General features: G+C 38.9%; 17 protein-coding genes and 1 pseudogene. 10 read left to right on the top strand and 8 right to left on the bottom strand.

What is annotated here, in order from left to right; translation table 11 throughout:
• Positions 1-68 precede the first annotated feature (68 nt).
• The 4 genes from ESZ36_RS01850 to ESZ36_RS01835 all read left to right on the top strand — a co-directional run bounded on the left by ESZ36_RS01850 (position 69) and on the right by ESZ36_RS01835 (position 6,554).
• Positions 69-680 (top strand): cation efflux transmembrane domain-containing protein, encoded by a 612-nt coding sequence (locus tag ESZ36_RS01850; protein WP_146782730.1) that lies wholly within the window; start codon positions 69-71, stop codon positions 678-680.
• Positions 681-1,026: 346 nt separating this feature from the next.
• On the top strand, positions 1,027-2,400 hold the full coding sequence (locus ESZ36_RS01845; RefSeq protein ID WP_246128948.1) for a TolC family protein: 1,374 nt from the start codon (positions 1,027-1,029) through the stop codon (positions 2,398-2,400).
• 10 nt (positions 2,401-2,410) lie between these two features.
• Entirely contained in the window at positions 2,411-3,427 is a 1,017-nt protein-coding gene (locus ESZ36_RS01840; RefSeq protein ID WP_146782727.1) for an efflux RND transporter periplasmic adaptor subunit, read from the top strand.
• A 10-nt stretch (positions 3,428-3,437) separates the two neighbouring features.
• Positions 3,438-6,554: an efflux RND transporter permease subunit gene (locus ESZ36_RS01835; RefSeq protein ID WP_146782724.1), complete on the top strand. Its 3,117-nt coding sequence runs from the start codon at positions 3,438-3,440 to the stop codon at positions 6,552-6,554.
• Positions 6,555-6,666: 112 nt separating this feature from the next.
• Here the strand turns inward: ESZ36_RS01835 and ESZ36_RS01830 are convergent, their stop codons facing one another.
• Complete coding sequence (locus tag ESZ36_RS01830) at positions 6,667-7,692, bottom strand: phospholipase A (RefSeq protein WP_246128947.1); 1,026 nt, start codon at positions 7,690-7,692, stop codon at positions 6,667-6,669.
• Between the two features lie 337 nt (positions 7,693-8,029).
• Between ESZ36_RS01830 and ESZ36_RS01825 the strand changes: the two genes are divergently transcribed.
• Together ESZ36_RS01825 and ESZ36_RS01820 are read left to right on the top strand one after the other, a co-directional pair.
• Positions 8,030-11,146: an efflux RND transporter permease subunit gene (locus ESZ36_RS01825; RefSeq protein ID WP_146782718.1), complete on the top strand. Its 3,117-nt coding sequence runs from the start codon at positions 8,030-8,032 to the stop codon at positions 11,144-11,146.
• 29 nt (positions 11,147-11,175) lie between these two features.
• Positions 11,176-12,348 (top strand): efflux RND transporter periplasmic adaptor subunit, encoded by a 1,173-nt coding sequence (locus ESZ36_RS01820; RefSeq protein WP_146782715.1) that lies wholly within the window; start codon positions 11,176-11,178, stop codon positions 12,346-12,348.
• Between the two features lie 145 nt (positions 12,349-12,493).
• On the opposite strand, the gene ESZ36_RS01815 is transcribed toward ESZ36_RS01820, so the two are convergent.
• The 3 genes from ESZ36_RS01815 to ESZ36_RS01805 are packed head-to-tail and all read right to left on the bottom strand — an operon-like array spanning position 12,494 to position 15,832.
• A complete protein-coding gene (locus ESZ36_RS01815; RefSeq protein WP_146782712.1) occupies positions 12,494-13,933 on the bottom strand; it encodes an alkaline phosphatase in 1,440 nt (479 codons plus the stop codon).
• Positions 13,934-13,987: 54 nt separating this feature from the next.
• Positions 13,988-15,172 carry an endonuclease/exonuclease/phosphatase family protein gene (locus ESZ36_RS01810; RefSeq protein ID WP_146782709.1) on the bottom strand — a complete coding sequence of 395 codons (1,185 nt, stop codon included), beginning with the start codon at positions 15,170-15,172 and terminating at the stop codon, positions 13,988-13,990.
• Positions 15,173-15,199: 27 nt separating this feature from the next.
• Positions 15,200-15,832, bottom strand: a complete 633-nt coding sequence (locus tag ESZ36_RS01805) for a TetR/AcrR family transcriptional regulator (RefSeq protein ID WP_146782706.1) — start codon at positions 15,830-15,832, stop codon at positions 15,200-15,202.
• 709 nt (positions 15,833-16,541) lie between these two features.
• Here ESZ36_RS01805 and ESZ36_RS01800 point away from each other — a divergent pair.
• The 3 genes from ESZ36_RS01800 to deoA all read left to right on the top strand — a co-directional run bounded on the left by ESZ36_RS01800 (position 16,542) and on the right by deoA (position 21,668).
• The gene (locus tag ESZ36_RS01800) at positions 16,542-19,721 is read left to right on the top strand and encodes a TonB-dependent receptor (RefSeq protein ID WP_146782703.1); all 3,180 of its coding nucleotides are present in this window, start codon (positions 16,542-16,544) and stop codon (positions 19,719-19,721) included.
• 199 nt (positions 19,722-19,920) lie between these two features.
• Entirely contained in the window at positions 19,921-20,340 is a 420-nt protein-coding gene (locus tag ESZ36_RS01795; RefSeq protein ID WP_146782702.1) for a cytidine deaminase, read from the top strand.
• A gap of 11 nt (positions 20,341-20,351) precedes the next feature.
• Positions 20,352-21,668, top strand: a complete 1,317-nt coding sequence (gene deoA / locus ESZ36_RS01790) for a thymidine phosphorylase (RefSeq protein ID WP_146782699.1) — start codon at positions 20,352-20,354, stop codon at positions 21,666-21,668.
• A gap of 62 nt (positions 21,669-21,730) precedes the next feature.
• On the opposite strand, the gene ESZ36_RS01785 is transcribed toward deoA, so the two are convergent.
• From ESZ36_RS01785 to udk, 4 genes and pseudogenes are all read right to left on the bottom strand, one after another.
• The gene (locus ESZ36_RS01785; protein ID WP_146782696.1) at positions 21,731-22,309 is read right to left on the bottom strand and encodes a thymidine kinase; all 579 of its coding nucleotides are present in this window, start codon (positions 22,307-22,309) and stop codon (positions 21,731-21,733) included.
• Positions 22,310-22,345: 36 nt separating this feature from the next.
• On the bottom strand, positions 22,346-23,119 hold the full coding sequence (gene deoC, locus ESZ36_RS01780; RefSeq protein ID WP_146782693.1) for a deoxyribose-phosphate aldolase: 774 nt from the start codon (positions 23,117-23,119) through the stop codon (positions 22,346-22,348).
• A 133-nt stretch (positions 23,120-23,252) separates the two neighbouring features.
• A pseudogene (locus ESZ36_RS01775) lies at positions 23,253-24,497 on the bottom strand (NupC/NupG family nucleoside CNT transporter).
• 26 nt (positions 24,498-24,523) lie between these two features.
• Positions 24,524-25,174, bottom strand: a complete 651-nt coding sequence (gene udk / locus ESZ36_RS01770) for a uridine kinase (RefSeq protein WP_146782690.1) — start codon at positions 25,172-25,174, stop codon at positions 24,524-24,526.
• A gap of 235 nt (positions 25,175-25,409) precedes the next feature.
• On the opposite strand from udk, the gene ESZ36_RS01765 reads away from it, so the two are divergent.
• Positions 25,410-26,624, top strand: a complete 1,215-nt coding sequence (locus tag ESZ36_RS01765) for a phosphopentomutase (RefSeq protein ID WP_146782688.1) — start codon at positions 25,410-25,412, stop codon at positions 26,622-26,624.
• The last annotated feature ends 113 nt before the right edge of the window (positions 26,625-26,737 follow it).

Below are 26,737 nucleotides of genomic sequence, written 5' to 3'. Positions count from 1 at the left end.
CCTTACTCCAACAGTAAGGTTTATCATGGCTCAATTAAATACCTTATTCAAGAATAAATGAGCTTATTATGTCAAGTTGTTGTGCTGCAGAAGCAAAAAATTCTAGTGAAAGAAAGCTACTCTGGATTGTACTTATCCTTAACTTTAGTATGTTTGTTATAGAATTTATTGCGGGTTGGTTAGCAAATTCTAGTGGTTTACTTGCCGATTCTTTAGATATGCTTGCCGATGCTGCCGTTTACTCACTCAGTCTTTATGCAATAGGTAAAAGTTTGTTATATAAAGGCCGTGCGGCCTTAGCAAACGGGTATTTGCAATTATCACTTGGTTTACTTGTGTTACTCGATGTCGCTAGACGCATCTGGCTTGGCAGTGAGCCTCAATCTGAGTTGATGTTTTCTATTGGCTTAATGGCCTTAATTGTTAATATGATTTGTTTTGCATTGTTATACCAATTTAGGGAAGGTGATGTGAACCTTAAAGCCAGTTGGATTTGCTCACGCAATGACATGTTGGCCAATATAGGCATAATAATCTCAGCCGTTTTAGTCGGTCAATTCAATACTGCATGGCCTGATTGGGTAATAGGTAGCGTCATTGCAGGTATCGTCATTCATTCTAGTATCGCTATTATTAGCGAAGCAAGAGTTTCAATTAAAGAAGATAAAAGTTGTACTTAATGAGTTTATTTTCCAAGAATTTTCAGCTAAATTTTTTATCGTTACACCAGTTTCATTAATTAAGTGATCTATTTTATACGTAGGAAAAAGCATCAAATACAAGGCATTTATTTTAGTAACTATTTGTTCTAATTATTAAATAAATAAATAACGACGTAGTTGGTGACTTTAACAAGTAGAAATGATCACATAGTTAGTGAGATTGGTATTAGCAAGTCGTTCGAACCGATATGTTTTATGACTTATTACTTCGTCCTCCAAAAGCGTATGTTTTATAAACTTTTTTAACTCCGCAGGTATTTTACAAAATACCTGCAATATATTTATCAAAAAATAGGAAATACAGATGCATTATTTTAGTAATGTGCCTTCTAAGACTTCAAACATGTCTTGGTTATCTTCATCGAGGGTTGTTTATCTTCAATTATTTATTCTTTTTTGTTGGGCATTTAGTCCTTTGGTGCACAGTAAAAATGAAATGAAGATGCCTGAAGAAAAGGTCTTAACACTTTCTTCGGCGATCAAACGAACATTTAAAGATAATCCCTCACTTAAGGTATTTAAGTTTCGCCAGAAGGCTCTTGAAGGTCAGTTGCAAAGTCAAAGCTTAAAGCCCGCTTATGAGGTTGGTTTTGAAATGGAGAATTTTGCTGGCACTGGTGATATAGGAGTTTTCAATAGTACAGAATTCACATTGTCGCTTTCTTCTATTTTAGAACTGGGGGATAAAAGAAAAGCGCGTGCTGGTGTTATTAGTGGCCGTAGTTCACAAATTGCGGCAATGCGTGAAATTGAAGCACTAAATGTGCTAGGTGAAGTGACTCGTCGGTATATTGACATAATTGCTGCACAAGAGCGTTTGTTATTAGCAAAAGAGGCAACATTACTGGCTGAGGACACGTTAACCGAAGTTGAAAAGCGCTTGAGAGCTGGTGTTGCACCAGCTGCAGAGATAAAACGAGCACAGGCCGCAGTAGGTAATGCCAGACTTACAACCTCGTCTGAGCAACAACAGCTGGACTACGCAAAAGTTGCTCTCGCCATGATGTGGAATGAAACTACGCCATCATTTACTCGCGTTGAGGGAAATTTATATCAGTTTGCAACGGATATTAAATTTGAAGTGTTACTAGCGAAAGTAAAGAAAAATCCTGAAATTTTAATTTATGCCACTCAAGAACGATTAAAAGAGGCTCAGTTAAGATTAGCACGCACAGAGTCCAATGCAGATATAAAGTGGTCGGTGGGTATTAAGCAAATCCAAGTGTTAAATGATACGGCGTTAACTGCTGGGTTTAGCATGCCGTTGTTTTCTTCAAAACGAAATGCCGGTGCTATTAGTTCTGCACAAGCCGCGCATGACGAAGTTATCGTTAAAAGAGCAGCCACAATGCTAGCGTTACATAACCAGTTATATCGAGCTTATGCGAACAGGAAACAGGCCATTTTTACTGCACAAAGCTTGAGGAATAGCATTGTTCCTACGTTAACAGAGGCGTTAAATGAGACTCAGATAGCCTACCAACGCGGCCGTTATAGTTATTTGGATTATTTAAGTGCAAGGCAGGAATTGCTCTTTGCTCGTCGCGCCATGATTGAATCTGCAGCAGCAGCTTTACGCTACGGCACACAAATAGAACAACTTATCGCTGAGCCATTATCTGCTTCACAGAGCAGTAATGCGCAACCAAGCAACTTCATCAATCAAAAAGCATTTTAAGGTGTTTTTCATGACAACTTTTCAAAGAGAAACTAGTCACAAAGTAACTGGTTACAAAAAAGCGATTAAAAATAGTGTAAATCCTAGTGTTATATTTTTATTAGCAACTGCGTTAGGCAGCATAGCCATCAGTCCCCATGCAATAGCAGCAGATGACCATGGTCATAAAAGTGAGCACAAAGATGAGCACAAAAGCGAACAAAAAGATGAACATGCTGAAGAAGAAGGGCATATTGAAATTACAAAAGCTAATGCGCAAAAAGCAGGTATCATCAATAGTACGGCAAATGCAGGTCAAATCAAAAAAATGATAACTGTCTATGGTCGAACGGTGATTGACTCAAGTGCAATAAGTCAGGTGCGCGCACGTTTTCCTGGGATGATCACTCATTTAACCGTTAACGTTGGCGATATTGTTACGGCGGGTGAAAACATTGTTCAAGTTGAATCAAGCGATAGTTTAACGCGTTATAACATTACCGCACCTATTTCAGGTGTGATAACCAAACGTTACGCTAACCCCGGAGAATTAGCTAATCAACAACCGCTACTAACTGTCGAAAACTATAAGCAGTTGTGGGTTGAATACAAAATCTTTCCAAGTCAACGACAAGTCATTAGCAAAGGTCAGCAAGTCACTATTTCTTCAACAGTTGCTACAACAAAATCAAACATTATGTATTTAATGGCCAATAATAAGCAGCCGTTTATAACCGCAAGGGTGGCATTAGATAATAGCACGGGTTTATGGGCACCAGGACAAATGCTAACGGGCAGCATAGTAACTCACCAAGTGGATGTCAGCCTAGTTGTCGATAATCGTGCCTTTCAAAAAATTGAAGGAAAAAATATCATCTTCGTGACAAATGAAGGCGGCTATGAAACGCGAGAACTACAACTTGGTCAAACTGATGGGCAATTTAGTCAAGTGATTTCAGGTTTAAAAGCTGGTGAACAGTACGCGCTTATTAATAGCTATTTGCTAAAAGCCGATTTAGGTAAAGCTGGCGCATCGCACGCTCACTAAGGAGATAAACATGATTGAATCTATATTGCGTTTCTCTATAGCGCGTCGCTGGCTAATGATGACCATGATATTAGCACTTATTGGTCTTGGTTATTGGAGTTATCAAAAGCTCCCCATTGACGCAGTGCCTGATATTACTAATGTTCAAGTACAAATTAATACCCGTGCGCCTGGTTACTCACCACTTGAAACGGAACAGCGCATTACTTTTCCTGTGGAAACTGCGCTTACTGGCATTCCAAATTTGTCTTATACGCGTTCCATTTCACGTTATGGTTTATCGCAGGTCACGGTTGTTTTCAGTGAAGACACTGACTTATATTTTGCCCGTAATCTGATTAACGAAAAGTTAAACACCATTAAGAATAAAATTCCCGCGGGCCTAGAGCCTGAAATGGGGCCTATATCAACGGGACTGGGGGAAATCTTTATGTATAGCGTGGTGGCATCACCACAAGCATTAAAAGCAGACGGTTTACCGTATGATTCAACGGATTTGCGTGAAATTCAATATTGGATTATTAAACCCCAGCTAGCATTGGTGCCTGGCGTTACTGAGATTAATACGATAGGAGGTTATGACAAACAATACCATATCACGCCATCACCTGAAAAAATGCTCGAGTTTTCAATCTCTTTTAACGATATCAATGTTGCTTTAAATAATAATAATAGCAATCGTGGGGCCGGTTACATAGAGCAAAATGGTCAGCAACTTACGGTTAGATCGCCGGGCCAACTCGCCAATATTAACGACATAGAACAAGTGATTGTCAAAGTCATTGATGATACCCCAGTGCAAATATCAGATATTGCCCAAGTTGCTATTGGTCAATCACTACGTACTGGCGCTGCAACATCTGCTGGCAAAGAAATTGTACTCGGCAGTGCCATGATGTTGGTGGGTGAGAACTCTCGCGTGGTTGCTTTAGCTGTCGCTAAAAAACTAGAGCAAATCAAATCGTCATTACCTGAAGGGGTTATTGTTGAGTCAGTATACGACCGAACAACGCTGGTTGATAAAGCCATGTACACAGTACAAAAAAACTTAGTTGAAGGTGCTTTGTTGGTCATTGTTGTATTATTTTTGCTACTCGGAAATGTTCGAGCAGCATTAATTACTGCTGCAGTAATTCCCTTAGCGATGTTAGCAACTATCACAGGTATGGTGAAAACAGGTGTTTCAGCCAACTTAATGAGTCTTGGTGCACTTGATTTTGGTTTAATTGTTGATGGTGCAGTGATCATTGTTGAAAACTCCATTAGACGATTAAGCGATGCTCAAAAAATCCAAGGGGGTATTCTTTCTCGAAAAGATCGGTTACATGTCGTTTATTCGGCAACGAATGAAGTGATCAGACCGAGCTTATTTGGCGTCTTTATTATTACCATTGTTTATATTCCGTTATTTAGTTTAACGGGTGTTGAAGGGAAGATGTTCCACCCTATGGCGGCGACTGTAGTGATGGCATTGATAGCTGCGCTTGTATTGTCATTAACCTTAGTCCCTGCTGCTGTTGCCCTATTTATGACGGGTAAAATCAGTGAAAAAGAAAGCCCAGTGATCAGTGCTGCTAAGTCTATGTACAAACCACTACTGGTTGGTGCGATGAAGCTGCGTTGGATAATTTTATTCGCGTGTGCTGCTTTGGTTGCTTTTTCAATTTGGTTAGCGACCACACTTGGCTCTGAGTTCATTCCGCAGCTTAACGAAGAAGATTTACTGCTGCAAGCTATCCGTATTCCAGGTACGAGTCTTAGTCAGTCAATTGAAATGCAAAAAGCACTGGAATTAAAAATACAGCAATTCCCTCAAGTTAAAAATGTATTCTCTAGGATTGGTACTCCTGAAGTGGCGAACGATCCGATGCCACCTAATATTGCTGATACCTATGTGATGCTAATACCACGGAGTCAATGGCCTGATCCGAGGTTAAGTCATGGTGAATTGGCAGCACAAATTGTTGAGTCAGTTTCAGGACAACCAGGTAACAATTTTGAGCTAACCCAGCCCATTGAAATGCGCTTTAATGAGTTGATTTCTGGTGTGAGGGCAGATTTAGGCATCAAAGTTATTGGTGATGATCTAGACCAGTTACTCAAATCAGCGAATGCCATTCGAGAAATTATAGAACAAATTGATGGCGCTAGTGACATTCAAGTTGAGCAGGTAACTGGATTGCCAATGTTATCAATACACCCCAAAAGGGTTGAACTTGCGCGTTATGGTCTTAATGTTTCACAACTACAATATGCTTTATCTACAGCCATTGGTGGTGAAAAATCAGGGGTGATTTATGAGGGGGACCGCCGTTTTGATATCGTGGTAAGACTGCCAGAGCAAGTTAGACAAAATGTTAATCAGTTAAGCGAGTTGCCAATTGCTCTGCCTAATGGGAATTATGTTCCATTGTCTGAAGTGGCTATATTGGAGCTAGCGCCTGCACCTAATCAAATTAGTCGAGAAAATGGTAAACGACGTATCGTGGTAACCGCCAATGTACGTGGTACTGATTTAGGCTCGTTTGTTAAAAATGCCAAGCAACAAATCCAAGATAATGTTGAGATACCTGCTGGTTATTGGCTGGAATACGGCGGCGCTTTTGAGCAATTAGAATCGGCAAGTAAACGCTTAACCATTGTTGTTCCGCTCACCTTAGCATTGATTTTAGGGCTGTTAATCATGGCATTTGGCAATCTAAAAGATGCTTTGATTATATTTACAGGTATTCCATTAGCGCTTACTGGTGGTGTTCTTGCTTTGTGGTTTCGTGAGATGCCCTTGTCTATTTCAGCAGGTGTCGGTTTCATTGCGCTTTCTGGTGTCGCTGTGCTCAATGGTTTAGTCATGCTCTCTTTTATTCGTGACTTATGTAAAGAACGAGGAGAACTTATTTCTGGGATTATTGATGGCGCGATGATCAGATTAAGACCTGTTTTGATGACTGCTTTAGTCGCGGGACTTGGTTTTGTTCCTATGGCGCTTAATATAGGTACTGGTGCAGAAGTACAGCGACCATTAGCCACCGTAGTCATTGGCGGAATTATCTCATCTACTTTGCTTACTTTATTGGTATTGCCAATACTCTATCGCATCGCGCACCAAGGTAGCTTTAAACGCAGCTAGTTAAATGAGCAATAACTAAAAGGGCATAGTTAATAGAGTAATAATTAATAGCGCAGTAACTGTTTGAAAACAGCTTACTGCTCTTTATTTAACTAATATAATGATGTTTAGCTTAAAGAAGATTCGTTAGCGCAATACCAATACCAAAGCGCTTTTGATTAATGTTGTAGTCAATTAAACTCTCGCCATAACCACTACTAAATTGGGCGTAGCCTTTTAATTTTCCCCACAATGGAAAGGTAGCGCCAACTTCAACAAAGCCATTGTGCGTAGCGAAATTTTCACGGCCCTTGAAAGAGAACTCAAAATTCTTACTATGCTTGTACACCATACCTAATTCAAAGTGACCCATATAATCTAAAATATCGGGATTGTCATCCCCTTGACCATCTGAAGGAGAAGACTTCTCACCTTCAGGAATACGATACCAAGGACGAAAAGATAGGGCGAAGTTACGTTTTTCATAGAGATAATTAATATAAACACGATTCCAACCTCTAGAGAGTAACTGTGAACGGCCATTTGATTGATGTTCGAAGCCAGTTACTAATGCCGAATTCCCTCCCCACGGGTGGTAATTAAACGGCGTAACATAGAAAAATTCAGGCTGGTAGTTGGTTTCTCGAAAAGGTTTTGAAATTTCATCTGCGTAGATTTGCCACCATGATTTCAAGGTGAAACCAAAAAACAATTGGTCACCCTCATTCAACCAATGCCCAGTCAGAAGGGGGATTTTAAGGCTTATTTGAAACTTGGCTTCAACATCTTTTAAATCATCAGCCCATGTTGAAAATTCTTGATAGGCTTCACGGTTAATATCATCAACAATGGAAAAAGGTAAGATATAATTCATTTTATGAGGCGAAAGCACATAAGGATCGGCTGCGGTTCTTCTTTCTTTAATTATTCTGTGGGACAGGGCACCTAATTCAATCTCTTGGTCGCTGCCATCTTTGAGAATACTACGGGCTATCTGCTGTTCGCATTGTGTTTCTATTTCCGCAAGGGTGGCATTTTTATCAGCACTTTTAATCGTCTTAAATAAACAGCGCTCAAAAGCTGTTTCTTGTGATTTAGCGACGGTTTTGTCGTTATCACTTTCTGGTGTAAAAGCTCGTGTGCTCAATGAAAGTGACAATAAAAGTAGGCAAAACCCAATTAAAAATACTGATCTCATAATAGTCGATTGTTTAAGCTGAAATTGGCGACGATTATAGCTTATTGTGTTACAAATCAATAGCGCTTCAACATTGTAAGTTCACAAGAGCGACCCAGTAAGTCAACAATCTATTAACATTTTACTTACTTATCTCAACACTCTCCCTAAATATGTCTAATTATGTCAGGTAATTTCAAAGCATTTCGCTTTGGTCATTGGTCGTGTATTTATCTCGATTAACCGCAACCGCACTTTCTTTATTACTGAGGGCTTGTATCTTGATTGTTAAATAATGTAACCCAACGTTGGTATCGCAATGAAACTCACCAAGAGCGCCTTAACTAGCCCAGCAGCCGTTGCTGTAGTTGTTGCCCTAACTCTGCTAGTCGGCATGCTCAGTTTATTTAAACTACCCGTTCAGCTTTTTCCTGATATTGAACGTCCACAAATTGCCGTACAAACTTTTTGGCGCTCGGCATCACCTAAAGAAATAGAGTCAGAAATTATTGAACCCCAAGAGCAGGTGTTACGGGGGATTCCTGGTATAGAGTCAATGAATGCTTTTGCCAATAGAGGCAGTGCTTACATTAATTTGTCATTTGGTGTTGGCACCAATATGGAGCAAACCTTAATTGAAGTGATAAGTCGAATGACACGTGTGGCCAATTTGCCGCGTGATGCAAGACCGCCACGAATAATGTTAGGTGGCTTTGGGGGGAATACTCCCGCGCTAACCTATTTCTTTTTACAAGCATTACCGGGCAATGCTCAAGATATTAACCAATATATCGACTTTACTAATGATGTGATTAGGCCACGCCTTGAAGCGGTTGAAGGGGTTGCTGGCGTGCAAACCTTTATGGAGCAAAATAGAGAAGAGCTACAAATCCGCTACGATCCTATTAAAGCGGCAGAATATGGTATCGAAATTCCAGAATTAATCGCGTTAGTATCTGCAAGTGATGACATTTCAGGTGGTTTTGTTGATGTTGGCAGACGTCAATATACCTTGCGATATAGCGGTAAATACAGTGTTGATGAGTTATCACAATTAATGCTTGAGTCACGTGGTGGTCGCAATATTCGTTTAAGTGATATTGCTACTGTTAAGGTGCGCCGCAACGATAGACAAGGGCTGGCAGTACAAAATGGTAATCCTGCATTTTCAATGCGCATAGACAGAGCCAATGGCGCTAATGTATTAGAAACGTTAAATCGCGTTAAAACAGAAGTAACATTACTTAATAATGAGTTACTTGCGGATAAAAAATTAGTGATGGTGCAATCTTTTGATGCGTCTGTCTTTATTTATCGCGCCATTAATCTTGTTACCAGTAACCTGTTTGTCGGCATTGTTTTATCGTTATCGGTTTTATGGTTCTTTATTCGTCGAGCTCGCGCTACGTTAATTATTGCTACTGCTATCCCAGTAAGCTTGTTAAGTACTTTTATCGTCTTGGAAATAACAGGGCGGTCGCTCAATGTTATCTCATTAGCGGGTTTAGCTTTTGCGGTAGGCATGGTGCTTGATGCCGCTATTGTGGTATTAGAAAATATTTTACGGATGCGTGATAAAGGCTTAGATGAACATGACAGCGCTGAGCAAGGTGCAGGGCAGGTTTGGGGCGCTTTACTTGCTTCTACAGCGACAACCGTTGCTATATTCCTACCGGTGTTTTTCTTAAAAGATATTGAAGGGCAACTCTTTGGTGATTTAGCCTTAACTATTGCCATTGCTGTGTCGGTGTCACTTATCGTTGCGGTAGTGCTGCTACCTGTTCTAGCAAAATATTTTCTCAAACAGCAAGAAGTGAACGATCCTAATAAAAAGCTGTGGCAGAGAATTACCCGTTTTGTGATGAACAGTACCAGTAGTCGAACTAAGCGCTTGTCACTCGCAGCAACCCTTTTAATATTACCGGTTGTCATCTCTATTATTGCCATACCAAAACTTGATTATTTACCGCCAGTGAAGCGTGATGCTATTGATGCTAACTTGCAATTTCCGCCCGGTGCAAATGTTAAAACCATTGAGAAGGAAATTATCCAACCAATTGTCGAGCGATTAAAACCTTATATGGATGGCACTAAAGAGCCTGCATTGAAAAACTATTATATTTTTGGTGGGCCCTTTGGTGGCAGTTTAGGGGTTAGGGTAAAAGATCAAGACCGAGTTGATGAGCTACTTGAAATTGTTCAGAATGAAATATTAATTGACCTACCCGATACGAGAGCGTTTGCAAGACAAGGTAACTTATTCGGTGGTTTTGGTGGTGGCAGACAAGTACAGGTACATCTGCAATCTAAAGATACCAAAGCACTGCAAGAAGTGGCTCGCCAAGGGATGGATTGGATAAAAGAAGCGATTGAAGGGGCTAATGTTAACGCCAATCCTGGTCTTTCAATGTCAGAGCCAGAGATTAACTTAAGTCCGAACGATCGTAATATTTTAGAGCAAGGCTGGAACCGTCGAGATGTAGGTCGCGTGGTGAGAACCTTGGGTGATGGTCTTTATGTTGGAGAGTATTTTAATGGCAGTAAACGTTTGAATATGATTTTACGTGCCGATGGCTGGGATGATCCCGATAACTTGGGAGATGTGCCTGTCGTCACGGGAAATGGTAGCGTCACACCGTTATCAAACTTAGTAGATATTCAACGTACTGTGGGACCAAGCCGATTAACGCGTATTGATGGACAACGTACCATTAGTTTGAATGTTAACCCGCCTAAAGGTTGGTCGTTAGAAGAAACAATATCGGCATTAAAGTTACAAGTAGAGCCAAAGTTGCGCAATATCATGCCAGATGATGGCAATATTCAATATGGAGGTAGTGCTGACCAGCTAGATAAAGCGATTAGTGTTATGGCAGAAAATTTTGCTTTCGCTTTAGTTATTCTGTTTCTATTAATGGCTGCCTTATTCAAGTCAATTAAGGATAGTTTACTGGTCGTTATTACCATTCCTTTAGCCACAGTTGGTGGTATTTTAGCGCTGCAACTTCTTAATCTCACTGTTTTTCAACCACTTGATTTACTGACCATGATTGGATTTATCATTTTACTGGGGTTAGTGGTTAATAACGCTATTTTATTAGTACATCAAACGCGTTTAGGCCAACAAGATGGTCTTGAACGCACACAAGCTATTGAGCAAGCGTTAACCTTACGTTTACGACCAATTTTTATGAGTACGGCGACTAGTTTTTTTGGCATGTTACCACTGTTACTTATGCCTGGCGCTGGTAGTGTTATATATCGCGGTTTAGCAGCGGTAATCGTCGGTGGTTTAGCATTTAGTACAATATTTACCATAGTGTTACTGCCATGTTTATTAAGGCTCTCTAAGCACGACTTTTTCTTAAGTCGAAGTAAAAACCTCAGTAATAAAAGTGAAGTACAACAAATACCAAACGCTCGAGTTAAAGCGTAATGACAACTCAAGAGATTAAGGAACACATCATGAATAATTTAATGCTAACCAATGTTGTACCACCCAAAATGGCACTTTCAATAAATAAGTCGAGTACAGTTAATTTGTATAGTTCAGCACTCATAACTTTTACGTTTATCTCAGTCATTGGTTTACTTAATTTTTGCCAAAAAGCCAATGCGGCGGAAACGCCAGAGAAGCCAGCGCACTTAGTCAGTGTCGAATCGGTTAAAAAAGAACAGGTAAAACCAAGTATTTGGTTGCCTGCCAATGTTATCAGCCGTAAAAATGCACCAATATCTGCTGAGCAAACGGGGCAGTTGTTGTGGATTGAAGATGTTGGTAGTCAAGTTAAAAAAGGGCAATTATTAGCTCAAATTGATGATCGCCATTTGAAGTTGCAATTAGCCGGTCAAAGAGCGGAAGTGAAACAACATCAAGCCGATGTGGATTATCTCACTGGACAAAAAGCACGTTTTCTAAAGTTACGCGAAAAAAACAATTCAGCGTTAAGTGAATTTGAACGGGTTAATAAAGATTTAACCATTGCGATTAACGAAGTTGCTGCGCTGAATATCTCCGTTGAGCAAACCTTACTTTCTTTAGAGAAAACCACGATTAGAGCACCGTTTACAGGAAATATTAGCCAACGTTTTGCCCATGTTGGTGAACTGATCTCTGTTGGCCGCTCATTAGTGCAACTCATTGATACTAAGAATCTTGATATTAAAATTGCTGCGCCAATTTCAATCGCACCATTTTTACAACGAGGCAGTAAAGTGATGGTCAAATGGAATAAAACCTTGCTTGAACTACCTGTACGTACATGGAGCCAAGCGGGCGATCAAGCTTCACGTACTTTTGATGTTAGGCTGGCTGCTGATGGCATAGCGATGTTAGCGGGTACCGCTGTGACTGTCTCTTTACCTAAACAAGCGCCTATAGAAGCCATTTTAGTACCGCGTGATGCCTTGATGTTGCGAGAAAATGAAACTTACGTGTTAACTATCGATGCCGACCAACAAGCACAAAAGGTTGCTGTGCTTGTGGGTCAAGGTGTAAAGAATTGGGTTTCAGTAACGGGCGCTTTATCGGTAAATGATAGTGTGGTCGTTCGTGGCGGAGAGCGCTTACAAAGTGGCGAGAAAGTTAGATTCATGAATGATCAAAAGGAAGAGGTAATTGCCAAGGTTAATTTATAAACAAATTAACCTTGGGATAACAGTAAAATTAGCAGAGAGACAATGGTTATAAAATATAAAAGTATTAACTAGTTTTGCTCTCTATTGTGAGCTCAGCCGACTCGTGTGGCCACTTGTCGGCTTTTTTATTACTATTTTTTACCTACTACTTACCTAGTAAAGTAAATATCTTTTTGGCAATATCGGTATTATCTATTTGCCCCATAAATTGTTCACTACCCTTACCAAAGGCATATACAGGTACATCTACTGCGGTATGTGTACCTGAATGACTAATTGAACCCCAGCCAGTGTTTGTCTTTATGTCTATAATTTTTTTAATTGCTATCAAAATCGCTCCTTCAACTTTAGGCGCCCATTTTGTTTGTCTTTGTTCTTTTGATAACTGTTGGTAACTTTCCAATATTTTAATACCTTCTTTTTTAGACTCTAATAACAAAGACATATCATCAGAAGATATCTCAAAATTTAATGTCTCGTTAACTTGTTGCAGAGTAAGGTTGTTGTTAGAAAAGTTTTTGGCAAACTGTTCAGGAGAAAGTGTTAGTGTTCTTAGTATCTCAGGTTGCCATAAATATTTACTGTGTATGTCTTTGTTAGATTTAGCTGTTTTTCTTCCAATACTGAGGCCACCAGTACTGTGGTCTGCCGTAAGGACAACTAAGGTATCTGGGTTTTTAGCAACATACTCTTCTAGAAAAGATATTGTTTGTGCAAGGTCATCCATTTCTGCCATTGCCGCGCCAATATCTCGTCCATGGCCACCCCAATCAATTTGACTGGCTTCAACTAGCATAAAATAACCGTTGGGATTTTCAAGCTGTTTTGTGGCCGCCTTTGTCATTAACGACAAACGATGCGTTTCTTTATCGTCTAGGGCCCAAGGTAAACCGCTATCGCCAAAAAGACCGAGTACCGGTTTATTTAACTCTAGTGTGGATAATTGTTTATAATCATCTATATATTGAAAACCCGCTGCTTTAAATTCGTTGACTAAATTTCGGTCTTCTCGGATAAAGTATTTCCAGCCACCACCAAAATAAACATCGGCTTTTATGCCATCATCGATATAACTATCAGCAATCGCATTATAGTTATTCCTGTTTTCATTATGAGAAAGATAAGAGGCAGGGGTTGCATGATTTATCTGAGAAGTAACCACGACACCTGTTTTTTTACCTTGCTGTTTGGCCCATTCTAAAACAGTCAAAAGCGGATTTTTATTCGTATCAACAGATATTGCATCATTATAAGTTTTTACACCTGTAGCCAGCGCTGTTGCAGCAGCAGCAGAGTCTGTGATGTATCCAGATACTTTTGCTGGGTAGGTACTACTTGAACCGACATAATGTTTATCAAATACACTTTGTTCAATTTCAACTGTTGTCGGGTCATCATTAAAATAACGATAAGCCGTGGTATAAGCTGGTCCCATACCATCGCCAACGATCATGATGATATTTTTAGGGCTGTTAGATGAATTTGAAGCTACTGAGTTATCAGATGAAACATCACTAGAATGTTCAGTGGTAGTACAAGCACTCAATGCGAGAGTGACAAAAGCGGCGGAAAGTAGTTTTTTCATTGTATTGGTTCTTTGTGGTTAATTCTTAATGGTTAATAGTGAAATATAGTCCGATCAATTCTTTGTAGTTAGTTCAAGCCAGACCAAACGGTGATCTGATGAAGCTTTTCTATCTTTTATTAACCGGTAGTTTTCGTCGGTTTCTGTAGGCCAAAAGATACCAGAATTGTTAATATCTAATCCGCTAACTGAGGGCAAGACATAATCGACTCTCATACCCCAATTCGAAGTATGGTATTTAGCATTAATATTATCAGGTTTATGTAATTTGCCAGCTTGACTGTGAGGCATAGCATCTTGAATTTTAGTATTGTTTAGTAATGAAGAAATTCCGGCTTTAATAGCATTACCATCAACAGTAGTTGCATTGAAATCACCCAACATAACAAAAGTTTGATCGGTTTTAATTCCGCCTTTTTGTCCATTATCATCATAAATATAGCCAGCTAACGCAGGGGTAATATAATCATGCCAAAAACGTATTTCATCATGATTTCGTTTGCCATTTCTATCTTCTGGACCATCAAATACAGGGGGAGTAGGGTGGTTTGCAAGCATGTGAATAGTTTTACCATTGACCATAACAGGTACATCCCAATGAGATTTTGATGATAATCTCAATGCTTGCCATGTGGCTTGACTATACCAGGGTGTGTTGGTTACGGGATCAATTGGCATGAGCGCATTAGGCATATCATGCCATTTAAAGTGTTGAAAGCTTCGAATATTATCAAAGTCTATTGGGTACTTTGATAACAGTGCCATACCAAAATGGCCAGGAAAATGACCATAACCATAACCATCTCCAGGCAACTTGCCCTTTACACCGTTACCATCTAAATCTAAACCCGAATTTACACCAGTGTTCACTGGAGCTTGATAAAAATAAGGGAAATCAATGGCCTTTTGGCCATGCTGACTTTTATTTAAGTAGTTATTAATAAAACCTTTTAAGGCTTGATTGTTATCGTTTAGGTAATCAAATTCATTGAGCAGAATAATATCAGGATTAATTCTTTGTATTATTTCGGCAATATTCTTTATTTGTTGATGATCACTCGCTAACGCATCAGCAAGTGTTTTAGTTGAAACATGGACTGGCTCACCACGTTTATGGGCAACGTAGTTTAACGCCTCCATACTAACATTGAAGGTCGCAATTTTTAATGTCGTTTCGTGTGCAATAGTCATAGTGGGGAACACCCAGGCAAGTAAGGCAATGATTGAATATTTTTTCATAATAGGTTTTTTCTTTACGTCAATTAGTTAAATTAAGCCGCAACCACGTAAAATAATGTCTGATAAAAACGCGATAACTTTTTCAACATCATTATCTTCGAAATCAGCTTGATTCATTATGGTTAATATTTGGGTGTCAAAATCAGCGTAATGCTGGGTAGAAGACCAAATAAGAAAAATAAGATGAACGGGATCAACATTAACCATTTCACCGTTGTCTATCCATTGTTGAAATAACTTAGCTTTTTCTCTTACCCATTGGCGTTGGTATGTACGAGCATAATCTTTCAGGTGTTGCGCGCCTTGGATAACTTCCATGGCATATATTTTTGATGCTTCAGGGTGCTTAAACGACATTCTTACCTTGGCGGCAATAAATTTTTCTATCGCAACTTTAGGTCCTTCATTTTGCTCAATATCTCCAATACCTTCGTCCCACATTTGAAGTGTATTTTCGAGTACAGCATGATAAATATTCTCTTTGTTTTTGAAATAATAGAGTACATTTGCTTTGGGTAGCTCAGCCCTATCAGCAATAGATTGAACTGTTGCGCCCCTATAGCCTTGCAGTACAAACTCTGTTCTGGCCGCTGAAAGAATCTTAACTTGACTCTTTACTCGAATATTACCTGTTTTTTTTATTAAATTAGCGCTAGTCATTCTTTAGGCTCGGTGTTCGTTAGTATTTTTATGATTGTTTTTATGCGAGTTTTTACGCATCGTATTGGTTTAGGTATAGATCACACATTACTTAAATTGCTATTAGTTAATTTATTCGTCTGTTTATAAAATTCTTTATATTATTTTTATTAACAATATTTACTGTGAATGTAATTTATTAAACTCAAAAAGTACATCATATCGTTGTTTGATTACATTTTTATGATGAGATGGCTAAAAATTAATGTTTCATAAATATTTTTATACAATTTTTTTATTACTTCAAATCTTATCAAGTGAACTGCTTTTTTCGTTTATTTTAAGTTATTGTTTTTATTGTATCTGGATTGTATTTTTTATTTATCTGACCGTATGGAAAGTTTTTATAACCAAATGTAATTAAAGTTACCTCTTTTCATAACAATATTTTATATATAAAATTTATTAATTTTATCTTCCACAACTTTATCACTGAACTTACATACTACCCATTGTTTTTAAAGGGTTTGTATTTTACTTGTTGCTTTTTTGTTACTGGTCTTACATCTCTATATATTTACATTCTTATCAATATGTAAATATTTGTAATGAAACTGACATAAAAGTCTGCTAATTTCAATAGAAATAAAAACAGAGCAAGTGGTTAACTTTTTATCATTTGTTTCCATAAGAAAAATAATTATTTTATAACATAACTTAGGAATAACAGATGAAAACTCATCGTATCTCACGCATTACGGGCGCGTTAATACTTGCGCTTGGACTCTCTACGGCGGCTATGGCTAATGTTACCACCTCTGCAATAAAAGGACGGGTTGCAGGGCCAAGTGGTAATCCTGCAGCTGGATCAATAATTACTATTGTTCACGTACCGTCTGGTACTACTAAAACGGCAACTGTTAACGAAGCAGGCCTTTTCGTTGCCAAAGGGTTGCGTGTAGGTGGACCTTACCGAGTTGTTGTTGATTCAAATAAATTTGAGGATACAACAGTAAAAGATATTTATTTAACCTTAGGTGAAACATACCCGTTAAATGTGGCGCTAAATTCAGAAAGCGCATTAGAAACCATTGTTGTTACTGGTCGCTCTATCAGTATGCAGTCAGGTGGTACCGGACCAGCAGCTCATTTTAATTCTGATGACTTAAAATATGCCCCATCAATCAATCGTGATCTGAAAGATATTGTACGCATTGACCCACGTATTTACATTGATGAAAGTCGCAGCGATGCTATTCAGTGTGGCGGTGGTAACCCAAGGTTTAACAGTTTAACTGTTGATGGCGTTCGTATGAATGATAGCTTTGGTTTAAATGATAATGGTTATCCGACTACACGTATTCCTTTCTCTTATGATTCAATTGATCAAGTGTCGGTTGAACTCGCCCCATTTGACGTAAAATATGGTGGTTTCACTTCTTGTAACATTAACGCAGTAACAAAATCAGGCACAAATGAAGTGCACGGCAGTGTATTTTACGATTACAGCAATGATTCATTGAAAGGTGACAGCATTGAAGGTGAAGACCAAGACAACGGTGATTATGATGATAAGCGCTATGGTTTTAATGTTGGTTTACCGTTAATTGCAGATACATTATTTTTATATACCTCTTATGAAAAATTAGATGGTGTGCAATTATTTGAGTATTCGCCAATGAGTGGTAGCGATCCTCAAGTTACACAAGCGGATATTGACCGTGTAAACCAAATATCAATAGATAAATATGGTTATAACGCGGGTGGTACTCCAGCAAGTAAAGCGGTTGATGATGAAAAAATACTTGTTAAATTAGATTGGAACATTAATGAAGATCATCGTGCTAGTTTTGTCTACAACTACAATGATGGTTTTAAATTAGACCAATCTGATGAATGGGGTATGACGTTAGATAATCATTTTTATGAGTCAGGTGCAGAATTAAATTCATTTGCAGGCTCACTTAACTCTGATTGGACAGACAATTTCTCTACTGAAGTAAGAGTAGGTCACACAGAACTCGAGAATAGACAAAAATCCTTAGATGCGGATAGCGGTTTTGGTGAAGTGCAAATTCGTCACAATGGTACAACTATCTTTTTAGGTCCGGATGATTCTCGCCAATCGAACGAAATGAACTGGGAAACCACGACATTTAAGCTTGCTGGTAGTTACTATTTAGATGAACACACCATTACTGCTGGTTATGAGTATGAAAGTTTAACGGCATTTAATTTATTTATGCAACACACTGTAGGTGAGTATCGTTTTGGTTCTATAGATGAATATGAGAATGGTTTAGCGGATCGTGTTTACTACAATAACTCTGCTGGTACTAATGTGCCAAGTGATGCTAGCCAAGAATTCACTTATGGTTTGCATACTTTCTATATTCAAGATGAATACACCTTACCTGATATTGATATGACATTAACGGTAGGTTTACGTTATGACCGTTATACCAGTAGCGATAACCCGCGCTATAACGCTCAGTTTGAAGAACGTTATGGTATCAGAAATGACAAAAACATGGATGGTATTGACTTAATCCAACCCCGCGTAGGTTTTAACTGGGCGGTTCAAGATAATTTAGAAGTTAGAGGTGGTTTCGGTCTTTATTCTGGCGGTAACCCTAATGTTTGGTTATCTAACTCATATTCAAACGATGGTTTAGTGAATATTGGTCTTAAAGAATGTATGAATATCAATCCATGGGATACCTGCTCAAATTCTGGTGTGAATTATGATGGATCGACGATAGATTTATTTAATACACCATCAGTTGACCCAAGAGGTCCTGGTTTTGGTGTGCCACAAGTGATGCATGATGAAATTGGCGCCTTAGATGAACTCAGTGGTAATGGCTCTGTTAATGCGACTGACCCTGATTTTGAAATCCCATCAGAATGGAAGTATGCCTTAGGTGCTACTTACACAACCGATAATGACTATATAATTTCGGCAGATATCTTACATAACCGTAAGCAAGACTCAGCGACAATTCTTGATTACAATCTTGAATATGGTGATAAAACCTTTGACGGCCGTCCGACATATAATTCAGTAACTCATCCTGATGGCGTTAAAAACGTGTCTAATGAATATGTATTAACGAATACTAAGAGTGATGGTAGTTCTACGATTATTTCATTAGCGTTAAGTAAAAGTTTTGATTTTGGTTTAGATGCATCATTTGGTTATTCTTATACCAAGTCTGAAGATGCTAACCCAATGACCAGTGCGGTTGCAGGCTCTAACTACGGAAACTTAGCGACAACTGATGCACTTAACCCGCCAATTACCACCTCAAATTATGAGATACCGCATCGTTTTACTATGAATATTAGTTATGGTGTTGAGCTTATTGGAGGGCTTGAAACACGCTTTAGCTTATTTGGTCAAGCAAGTGAAGGACAAGCTTATTCATTTACATATGATGATTCAGATGGTGCTTTTGGTGACAGTAACTGGAGTGGTGACCGTCAGTTAGTTTATATACCAACTGTTGATGATGCGAATGTTGTTTATGGACCGGATTTTGACAAAGCAGCATTTGACGCATTTGTTAGTGCTGAAGGACTGGCTCGTGGTCAAACTACTGGTCGAAACGCACAAAATGCGGACTGGCATGTAAGCTTTGATATTAAAATTAACCAAGAAATCCCTGGCTTAATAGAAGGACACCGAGGCAACGCATTCTTCATCATTAAAAACGTAGGTAACATGATAAATGATGACTGGGGTGTGATGAAACAAGGTGAGTTTGTTGGTAATCGCATGGTTGAAATGTCGGTTCAAGATGATGGTAAATACCTTTATGAGGCCTTCAATAGTGGTAATGAAGAGCAAAACTTCTACAAAGATGCTTCCGTTTGGGAAATGCGCGTAGGGGTAAGTTACGACTTTTAAAGACTTAATATTTAAGCGTGTTAGTTGACATTAGTTAACGCTATTTAGTCAATTAAAAGTAAAGCCATACTGAAAAGTATGGCTTTTTTTTTGGCTAGCAGTATGCCAGTGTATTTTATCTTATATATAACTTGACCATGTGGTCAGCAATGCTATATTAATATAATAAATACAGTTAATTATCTAAAGGCGTTTAAAGATGGATAAAAATAAAATAGAGCGTTTTGATGAGCTACTATCAGCTGCAAAAGAAGCTTACCAACGCGCTTATGCTCCTTACAGCCAATTCCATGTCGGTGCATCAGCATTAACTATGGATGGTAATATCGTTAACGGCTGTAATGTTGAAAATGCCTCTTATGGTTTGACCATTTGCGCCGAACGAAACTGTATTAGTCATGCTGTTGTTCAGGGGAAACAGACGTTTAAGTTCATCATGATTTACACAGAGCAAGACAAGCTGACTCCTCCGTGTGGTGCATGTCGACAAGTGATTGCTGAATTTTTCGAGCAATCAGCGCTAGTGGTGGCAGTAAACCACAAAAATGACCAAAAAATCTGGACGGTACAACAATTATTACCAGATGCATTCACCCCAAAAGATTTATTAGACTTATAAGGATTTAATTCATGTCTGTAACCGCTAAAATCATCCCTCAAGAGATTATTCGACTGAAACGTGATGGTAAAATATTAGATGAACAAGCGATAAATGGCTTTGTTTCAGGCCTTGTTGACGGCAACTTTTCAGATAGCCAAGTAGGCGCTATGGCAATGGCTATTTTCCAAAATGGCATGACTACCGATGAAAGGGTTAACTTTACTAAAGCGATGATGCACTCAGGTGATGTATTGAGCTGGGAAGGTTTTGATGGACCTATTGTTGATAAACATTCCACAGGTGGTGTAGGTGATAAAGTTAGCTTTATGTTAGCTGCTATCGTTGCTGCTTGCGGCGGTTATGTTCCTATGATTTCTGGTCGTGGCTTAGGTCACACAGGAGGGACGTCAGATAAACTAGAAAGTATTGCAGGTTTTAACGTAGAGCCAAGCATCGATGAATTTAAGCGCATTGTTAAAGACGTTGGTGTTGCTATTATTTCACAAACAGATAACTTAGCGCCTGCCGACAAACGTTTGTATTCAATTCGAGATGTTACCGCAACAGTTGAGTCAATCCCGTTGATCACAGCGTCTATATTATCTAAAAAACTTGCCGCTGGGCTTGATGTCTTAGTGATGGATGTTAAAGTCGGCAACGGGGCAATGATGAATAACTTAGCGGATGCTCAAGCACTTGCAGAGAGTATTACCAGTGTTGCTAATGGGGCTGGCGTTAAAACACAAGCTATTATTACTGATATGAATCAGGTGTTAGGTACCAGTGCAGGTAATGCCATCGAAATGTATGAAACAGTTAAATACTTAACCGGTAAACAACGAGAGCCTCGCTTACATCAAATTGTACAAGCACTCGCCAGTGCAATGCTTATTAACACAAACCTGGCTAGCGATGAAAAAGATGCTCATGCAAAAATTAATCGCGTGTTAAGTTCGGGCTTAGCAGCTGAAGTATTTGATCGTATGGTGTCAGCGTTAGGTGGACCGAAAAATTTTGTTGAAAAACCTTGGGACTCAATGAAGAAGGCGAATATTATTACCGAGGTGAGGGCATCACAGCATGGCTATATTGCGCAAATGGATACCCGTGCTATTGGCATGTCGGTGGTTGGTTTAGGTGGAGGGAGAACCGCCCCCACACAGCAGGTAGATCACAGCGTTGGTTTTGATCGGATATTACCCCTGGGTGTACAAGTGAATCGTGGCGAAGTGATTGCTCGGGTTCATGCCAAAGATGAAAACTCTGCAGATAGAGCCGTCGAACAATTTAATAATGCGCTTACTTACTCTGAAGAGAGTCCTGAGCTGCCACCTGTAATATATTAACCAACAGCAATGAACAACCTTAGCAAGCAACAAATGTTTGCTAAGGTTAACAATCCCTTGTTTTATTGCCAAACAAGTTGTTTAAAGTGAGCACGACAAAGGGGTTCATAGCGTTCATTACCACCAACCTCTACTTGCTCTCCACCTTGAACCACATTACCGTTTTTATCGCGCCTTACAACAAAGTTAGCTTTACGGCCACAGTGACAAATGGTCTTCAATTCAACTAACTTATCAGCCCAAGCAAGTAAAGCAGCACTGCCTGAAAAGGTTTGCCCTAAAAAGTCGGTACGAATACCATAGGCAAGTACAGGAATATGCAACAAGTCAACAATATCAGTGAGCTGCCTAACCTGTTCAGTAGATAAAAACTGAGCTTCATCAATCAAAACACAATCAATTTTGCTCGCGTTGTTCTTTTGCTGAACTTCTATATAAAGATTACTGTTACTGTCAAATAGAAAGGCATCTGCGTCTATACCAAGGCGAGACGCTACCTTACCTTGTGCAAATCTATCATCAATTTTAGCGGTATATATAGCGGTAGTTAAGTTACGCTCTTGATAGTTATAAGATGATTGCAGTAGATGTGTTGATTTACCTGCATTCATTGAAGAGAAATAAAAATATAGCTGAGCCATGAGATTGAATTACTGCCTTGTGTTTAATGACTATTGTTAATAGCTACTTGTTTTGTGATCGGTGCTTTGGTGACCTAAAGTGTCTAACAAACTAGTCAGTAAGCTGCTGGCACCAAAGCGAAAGTGGTTAGCTTCAGCCCATTCATTACCTAATATACTATCTGCCAGGTTAAGGTAAATAGCAGCATCAGCGGCATTTCTAACGCCTCCGGCAGGTTTAAAACCCACAGCGGTATTTTTATTTTTTATCACTGTTAACATGATTTTAGCCGCTTCAGGTGTGGCATTAACGGCTACTTTACCTGTTGAGGTTTTAATAAAATCAGCGCCGGCATTAATAGAAATTTCACTAGCTTTGCGAATAAGTGCTTCCGTTTTAAGTTCACCCGTTTCAATGATTACTTTAAGCTTAGCACTGCCGCTACATGCTTGTTTACATACTTTTACCATATCAAAACCGATAGTCTCATTACCTTGTATTAACGCACGGTAAGGAAACACTAAATCGACTTCATCAGCACCATAAGCGACAGCCGCTTTTGTTTCTGCCAGTGCAATATCAAGATCGTCATTACCCTGTGGGAAATTAGTGACGGTTGCTACTTTTATGTGAGGTGTTTGTTGCGCTTTTAGTACTTTTTTAGCCAAAGGAATAAAGCGTGGGAAAATACAAATAGCGGCCGTTTCGCCGGCAGGTGATTTAGCTTGATGACAAAGATCAATAATGTCTTGGTCAGTCTCTGTGTTGGTAAGGCTAGTTAAATCCATTAGTGACAGTGCTCGTTGGGCTACTGCTTTAATATCAGACATAATGTATTGTTCCTGTGTTAAATTCTCGTGTATCGTTTTTGTGTAATGTTGATATTTATACCCGCTTCACTTGAAGATGCTCGTTTCAGGACGTCTGAATCATGCATCTTCAAGTGAAGCGGATATATACTTCCTATAAGGAAATAAATATACCAGCAATTGCCGCGCTCATGAGATTGGCTAAAGTTGCTGCCATCATGGCTCGCATGCCTAATCTTGCAATGTCATGTCTGCGACTCGGCGCCATCGAACCTATGCCACCAAGTAAAATGGCTATTGATGATAAATTTGCAAAACCACATAACGCAAAAGTGACAATTGCTTGAGTTGCGGGGCTTAAGGTATCTTTGATTTCAACAAAATTAACATAGGCAAAGAATTCATTAACGACAACTTTTTGTCCAATAAAACTACCTGCTTGCAGCATTTCATGTACTGGAACACCAATAACATAAGCAAAAGGTGCAAAAAGGTAACCTAAGAAAAATTCAATGGTGATGTCTTCATAACCGAATAAGCCAAAAATACCGCCAATGAGGGAATTTAACAGTGCTATTAGCGCTATGAAGGCAAGTAACATTGCACCGACATTTACCGCTAATTTAAGACCAGATGCAGCACCAGAAGCTGCGGCATCAATAACATTTGTTGGTTTCTCATTTTCATCATCATAATCGACTGACTCGGTAACTATCTTATCGTGTTCAGTTTCAGGACAAATGATCTTAGCCATTAATAGGCCACCTGGGGCGGCCATAAATGAAGCGGCAATGAGATATTTTAGTTCAATACCGAGGCCAGCGTATCACGCTAAAATTGAACCTGCAACGGATGCTAGTCCACCAACCATGATGGCAAATAGCTCTGATTGGGTCATTTTTGCAATGTAGGGACGAATAATAAGGGGGGCTTCTGTTTGGCCAACAAATATGTTGGCCGTAGCTGAAAGTGACTCAGGTTTGCTTGTTTTTAAAAGCTTTTGTAATGCACCGCCGATAATTCTAATCACCCATTGCATTATGCCAAGGTAATAAAGCACAGCAATTAAAGATGAAAAGAAAATAATATTAGGCAACACTCTGATGGCAAAGACAAATCCTACACCATTGTCGAACATGGCATCGGTACCTAAACCACCAAAAAGAAAGTTAATACCTACTTTTGCACTATCAATAACATTTTGCACGCCATTGGTCATAGACAGCAAAACATCTTTACCAAAGGGAACATATAAAACAAAAGCGCCAAGCAGAACTTGTAGTGCAAAAGCTAAACCGACTGTGCGAATATTTATTGATTTTTTTCCACTTGATAAGGCGTAGGCGATACCTAACAAAACGAAAATTCCTAGTACACCTCTTAAAGCACCTAATTCCATGAATACCTCTTATATTATTATTCTGGTTATTGTTGTGGGGGTAATTGTGAAAGTTGTCGAATTTTTGCTTTGATCACCTCAATTGCCATTCTATTTTTACCGCCTCGGGTAATAACAATATCAGCCCAAGCTTTGGATGGTTCAATAAATTGATAATACATAGGCCTAACCGTTGCCAAATATTGGTTAGTGACCGATTCAATACTGCGGTTACGTTCAACTAAATCTCGTTTAATTCTTCTAATGAGACATATGTCTAAGGGTGTATCCATGTAGACCTTAATGTCAAAACACTCTCTTAATTCTTTGTTAGATAATAGTAAAATACCTTCCACTAGAATTATTTTAGTGGGGGAAAAAATTTTACTTTCATTGAGCCGCGTATGAGTTTTGTAGCAATAAACAGGGCTATTAATTGTCTGGTTTTTAGTGAGTTTATTTAAGTGCTCGGATAAAAGTTCGTGCTCAAATGCACTGGGATGATCATAGTTTGTTTGCTCACGCTCTTGCATCGATAAATGCGATTGGTCACGATAATAAGCATCTTCATAAATAATAGAAATACCACTTTCACCAAGCTCTTCAATAAGCTCATCATGTATTGTTTTGGCAAAAAGTGTCTTGCCTGAGGCCGAAGGGCCAGCGATAGCAATAATTGTTGGTTTAATTGGTTTCAATGTTCAGCCTGTAGTTAAAGCAAATATCAATAATTAAGAGTGTTTTTTACTATCTTGAGCTTTGTTAGTAATAGGCGCAAGATATTCTCTATAGTTTAGATAAATAATCAGCGACTAGATAAAGCTCTATTTACCCTTAATTGTAAAGATGATAAATTAACACAACTTGACCAGTTGGTCATAGTTTTTGACAAATTATTTTAATCATTGTGATTAAATGTAAAAAGGAAACATTATGGCTCGTGCAATAATTATAGTTATTGATAGCTTGGGTATCGGTTATTCTCCAGATGCAGTTGATTTTGGTGATGTGGGCGCAAATACGTTTGCTAACCTAGCTCGCGCCTATTATAACGAAACAGGTAAAGAGATTTTCTTACCCAACTTATCGGCACTGGGGTTGATAAAGGCTTGTGAACAAGCTTCTGAGCAAAAATTTCCTTATCAGGGTCAAGAACCAAATAAAGGCGCTTATGGTTTCGCACAAGAAATAAGTACTGGTAAAGATACACCTAGTGGTCACTGGGAGATGGCAGGAGTACCTGTACTTTTTGACTGGGGATATTTTACCGACAAAAAAAATAGCTTTCCCACATCCTTAATTGACGATATTAATCGTGAAACAGGCTTTGATGGCATGTTAGGTAATTGCCATGCTTCAGGTACTGAAATTCTTACCCGTTTAGGACAAGAGCATATTAAAACAGGTTTACCTATTTGTTATACCTCGGCCGATAGTGTTTTTCAAATAGCTGCGCATGAAGAACATTTTGGTTTAGATAACCTCTATAAATACTGTGAAACGGTTCGAGAGTTACTTCGTGATTTAAATATAGGACGTGTTATTGCCAGACCCTTTGTAGGGGATAGTGCCGATAATTTCTCTAGAACAGGTAACCGTAGAGATTACTCGGTGTTACCACCAGCTCCTACGGTACTTGATAAAATATCACAGGCAGGGACTAAGGTTATCAGTGTTGGTAAAATTGCTGATATTTTCGCTCATCAAGGTATTGATGAAAAAACAAAAGCGACAGGGCTTAATGCACTTTTTGATGCCACCTTAGATCATATCAATACAGCACAAGACAATTCACTCATTTTCACTAATTTAGTGAACTTTGATCAAGACTTTGGTCATCGACGTGATGCTATTGGATATGCCAGAGAGCTTGAAGCACTTGATGTTCGTATTCCTGAGCTATTTCATGCGATGTCTGCAGATGATGTACTCTTCTTAACTGCTGATCATGGCTGTGATCCAACATGGTCTGGAACTGAGCATACTCGGGAGTATGTACCTATTATTGCTTATCATCATCAGATTGACTCTGTAAACCTTGGTAACCGTAAGACTTTCGCTGATTTAGGACAAAGTGTCGCTGAATTATTTAATGTAGAAGCAATGGATTACGGCACAAGCTTTCTGTCAGATCTATATCGTAAGTAACAAAGTAATAAAGTAATAAGTACAGTGAGTAGTAGGGTAAGCCCTACTACAATTAATTTAATAACCTGTATAACTTCTACTACACTATAAAACATAATAAAAACAAAAGATAA

The sequence above is a fragment of the Colwellia demingiae genome (assembly GCF_007954275.1).
Classification (GTDB): domain Bacteria; phylum Pseudomonadota; class Gammaproteobacteria; order Enterobacterales; family Alteromonadaceae; genus Colwellia; species Colwellia demingiae.
The sequence above is the reverse complement of the archived record's forward strand: the minus strand, read 5'-3'. Positions and strand labels throughout refer to the sequence as shown.

Coding starts and splice junctions, on each gene's coding strand:
- ESZ36_RS01835 (WP_146782724.1), top strand. CDS start 3,438: ATGATTGAATCTATATTGCGTTTCTCTATAGCGCGTCGCTGGCTAATG.
- ESZ36_RS01785 (WP_146782696.1), bottom strand. CDS start 22,309: ATGGCTCAGCTATATTTTTATTTCTCTTCAATGAATGCAGGTAAATCA.
- ESZ36_RS01765 (WP_146782688.1), top strand. CDS start 25,410: ATGGCTCGTGCAATAATTATAGTTATTGATAGCTTGGGTATCGGTTAT.
- ESZ36_RS01815 (WP_146782712.1), bottom strand. CDS start 13,933: ATGAAAAAACTACTTTCCGCCGCTTTTGTCACTCTCGCATTGAGTGCT.
- ESZ36_RS01850 (WP_146782730.1), top strand. CDS start 69: ATGTCAAGTTGTTGTGCTGCAGAAGCAAAAAATTCTAGTGAAAGAAAG.
- ESZ36_RS01825 (WP_146782718.1), top strand. CDS start 8,030: ATGAAACTCACCAAGAGCGCCTTAACTAGCCCAGCAGCCGTTGCTGTA.
- ESZ36_RS01795 (WP_146782702.1), top strand. CDS start 19,921: ATGGATAAAAATAAAATAGAGCGTTTTGATGAGCTACTATCAGCTGCA.
- deoC (WP_146782693.1), bottom strand. CDS start 23,119: ATGTCTGATATTAAAGCAGTAGCCCAACGAGCACTGTCACTAATGGAT.
- ESZ36_RS01800 (WP_146782703.1), top strand. CDS start 16,542: ATGAAAACTCATCGTATCTCACGCATTACGGGCGCGTTAATACTTGCG.
- ESZ36_RS01820 (WP_146782715.1), top strand. CDS start 11,176: ATGAATAATTTAATGCTAACCAATGTTGTACCACCCAAAATGGCACTT.
- ESZ36_RS01805 (WP_146782706.1), bottom strand. CDS start 15,832: ATGACTAGCGCTAATTTAATAAAAAAAACAGGTAATATTCGAGTAAAG.
- ESZ36_RS01840 (WP_146782727.1), top strand. CDS start 2,411: ATGACAACTTTTCAAAGAGAAACTAGTCACAAAGTAACTGGTTACAAA.
- ESZ36_RS01810 (WP_146782709.1), bottom strand. CDS start 15,172: ATGAAAAAATATTCAATCATTGCCTTACTTGCCTGGGTGTTCCCCACT.
- ESZ36_RS01845 (WP_246128948.1), top strand. CDS start 1,027: ATGCATTATTTTAGTAATGTGCCTTCTAAGACTTCAAACATGTCTTGG.
- deoA (WP_146782699.1), top strand. CDS start 20,352: ATGTCTGTAACCGCTAAAATCATCCCTCAAGAGATTATTCGACTGAAA.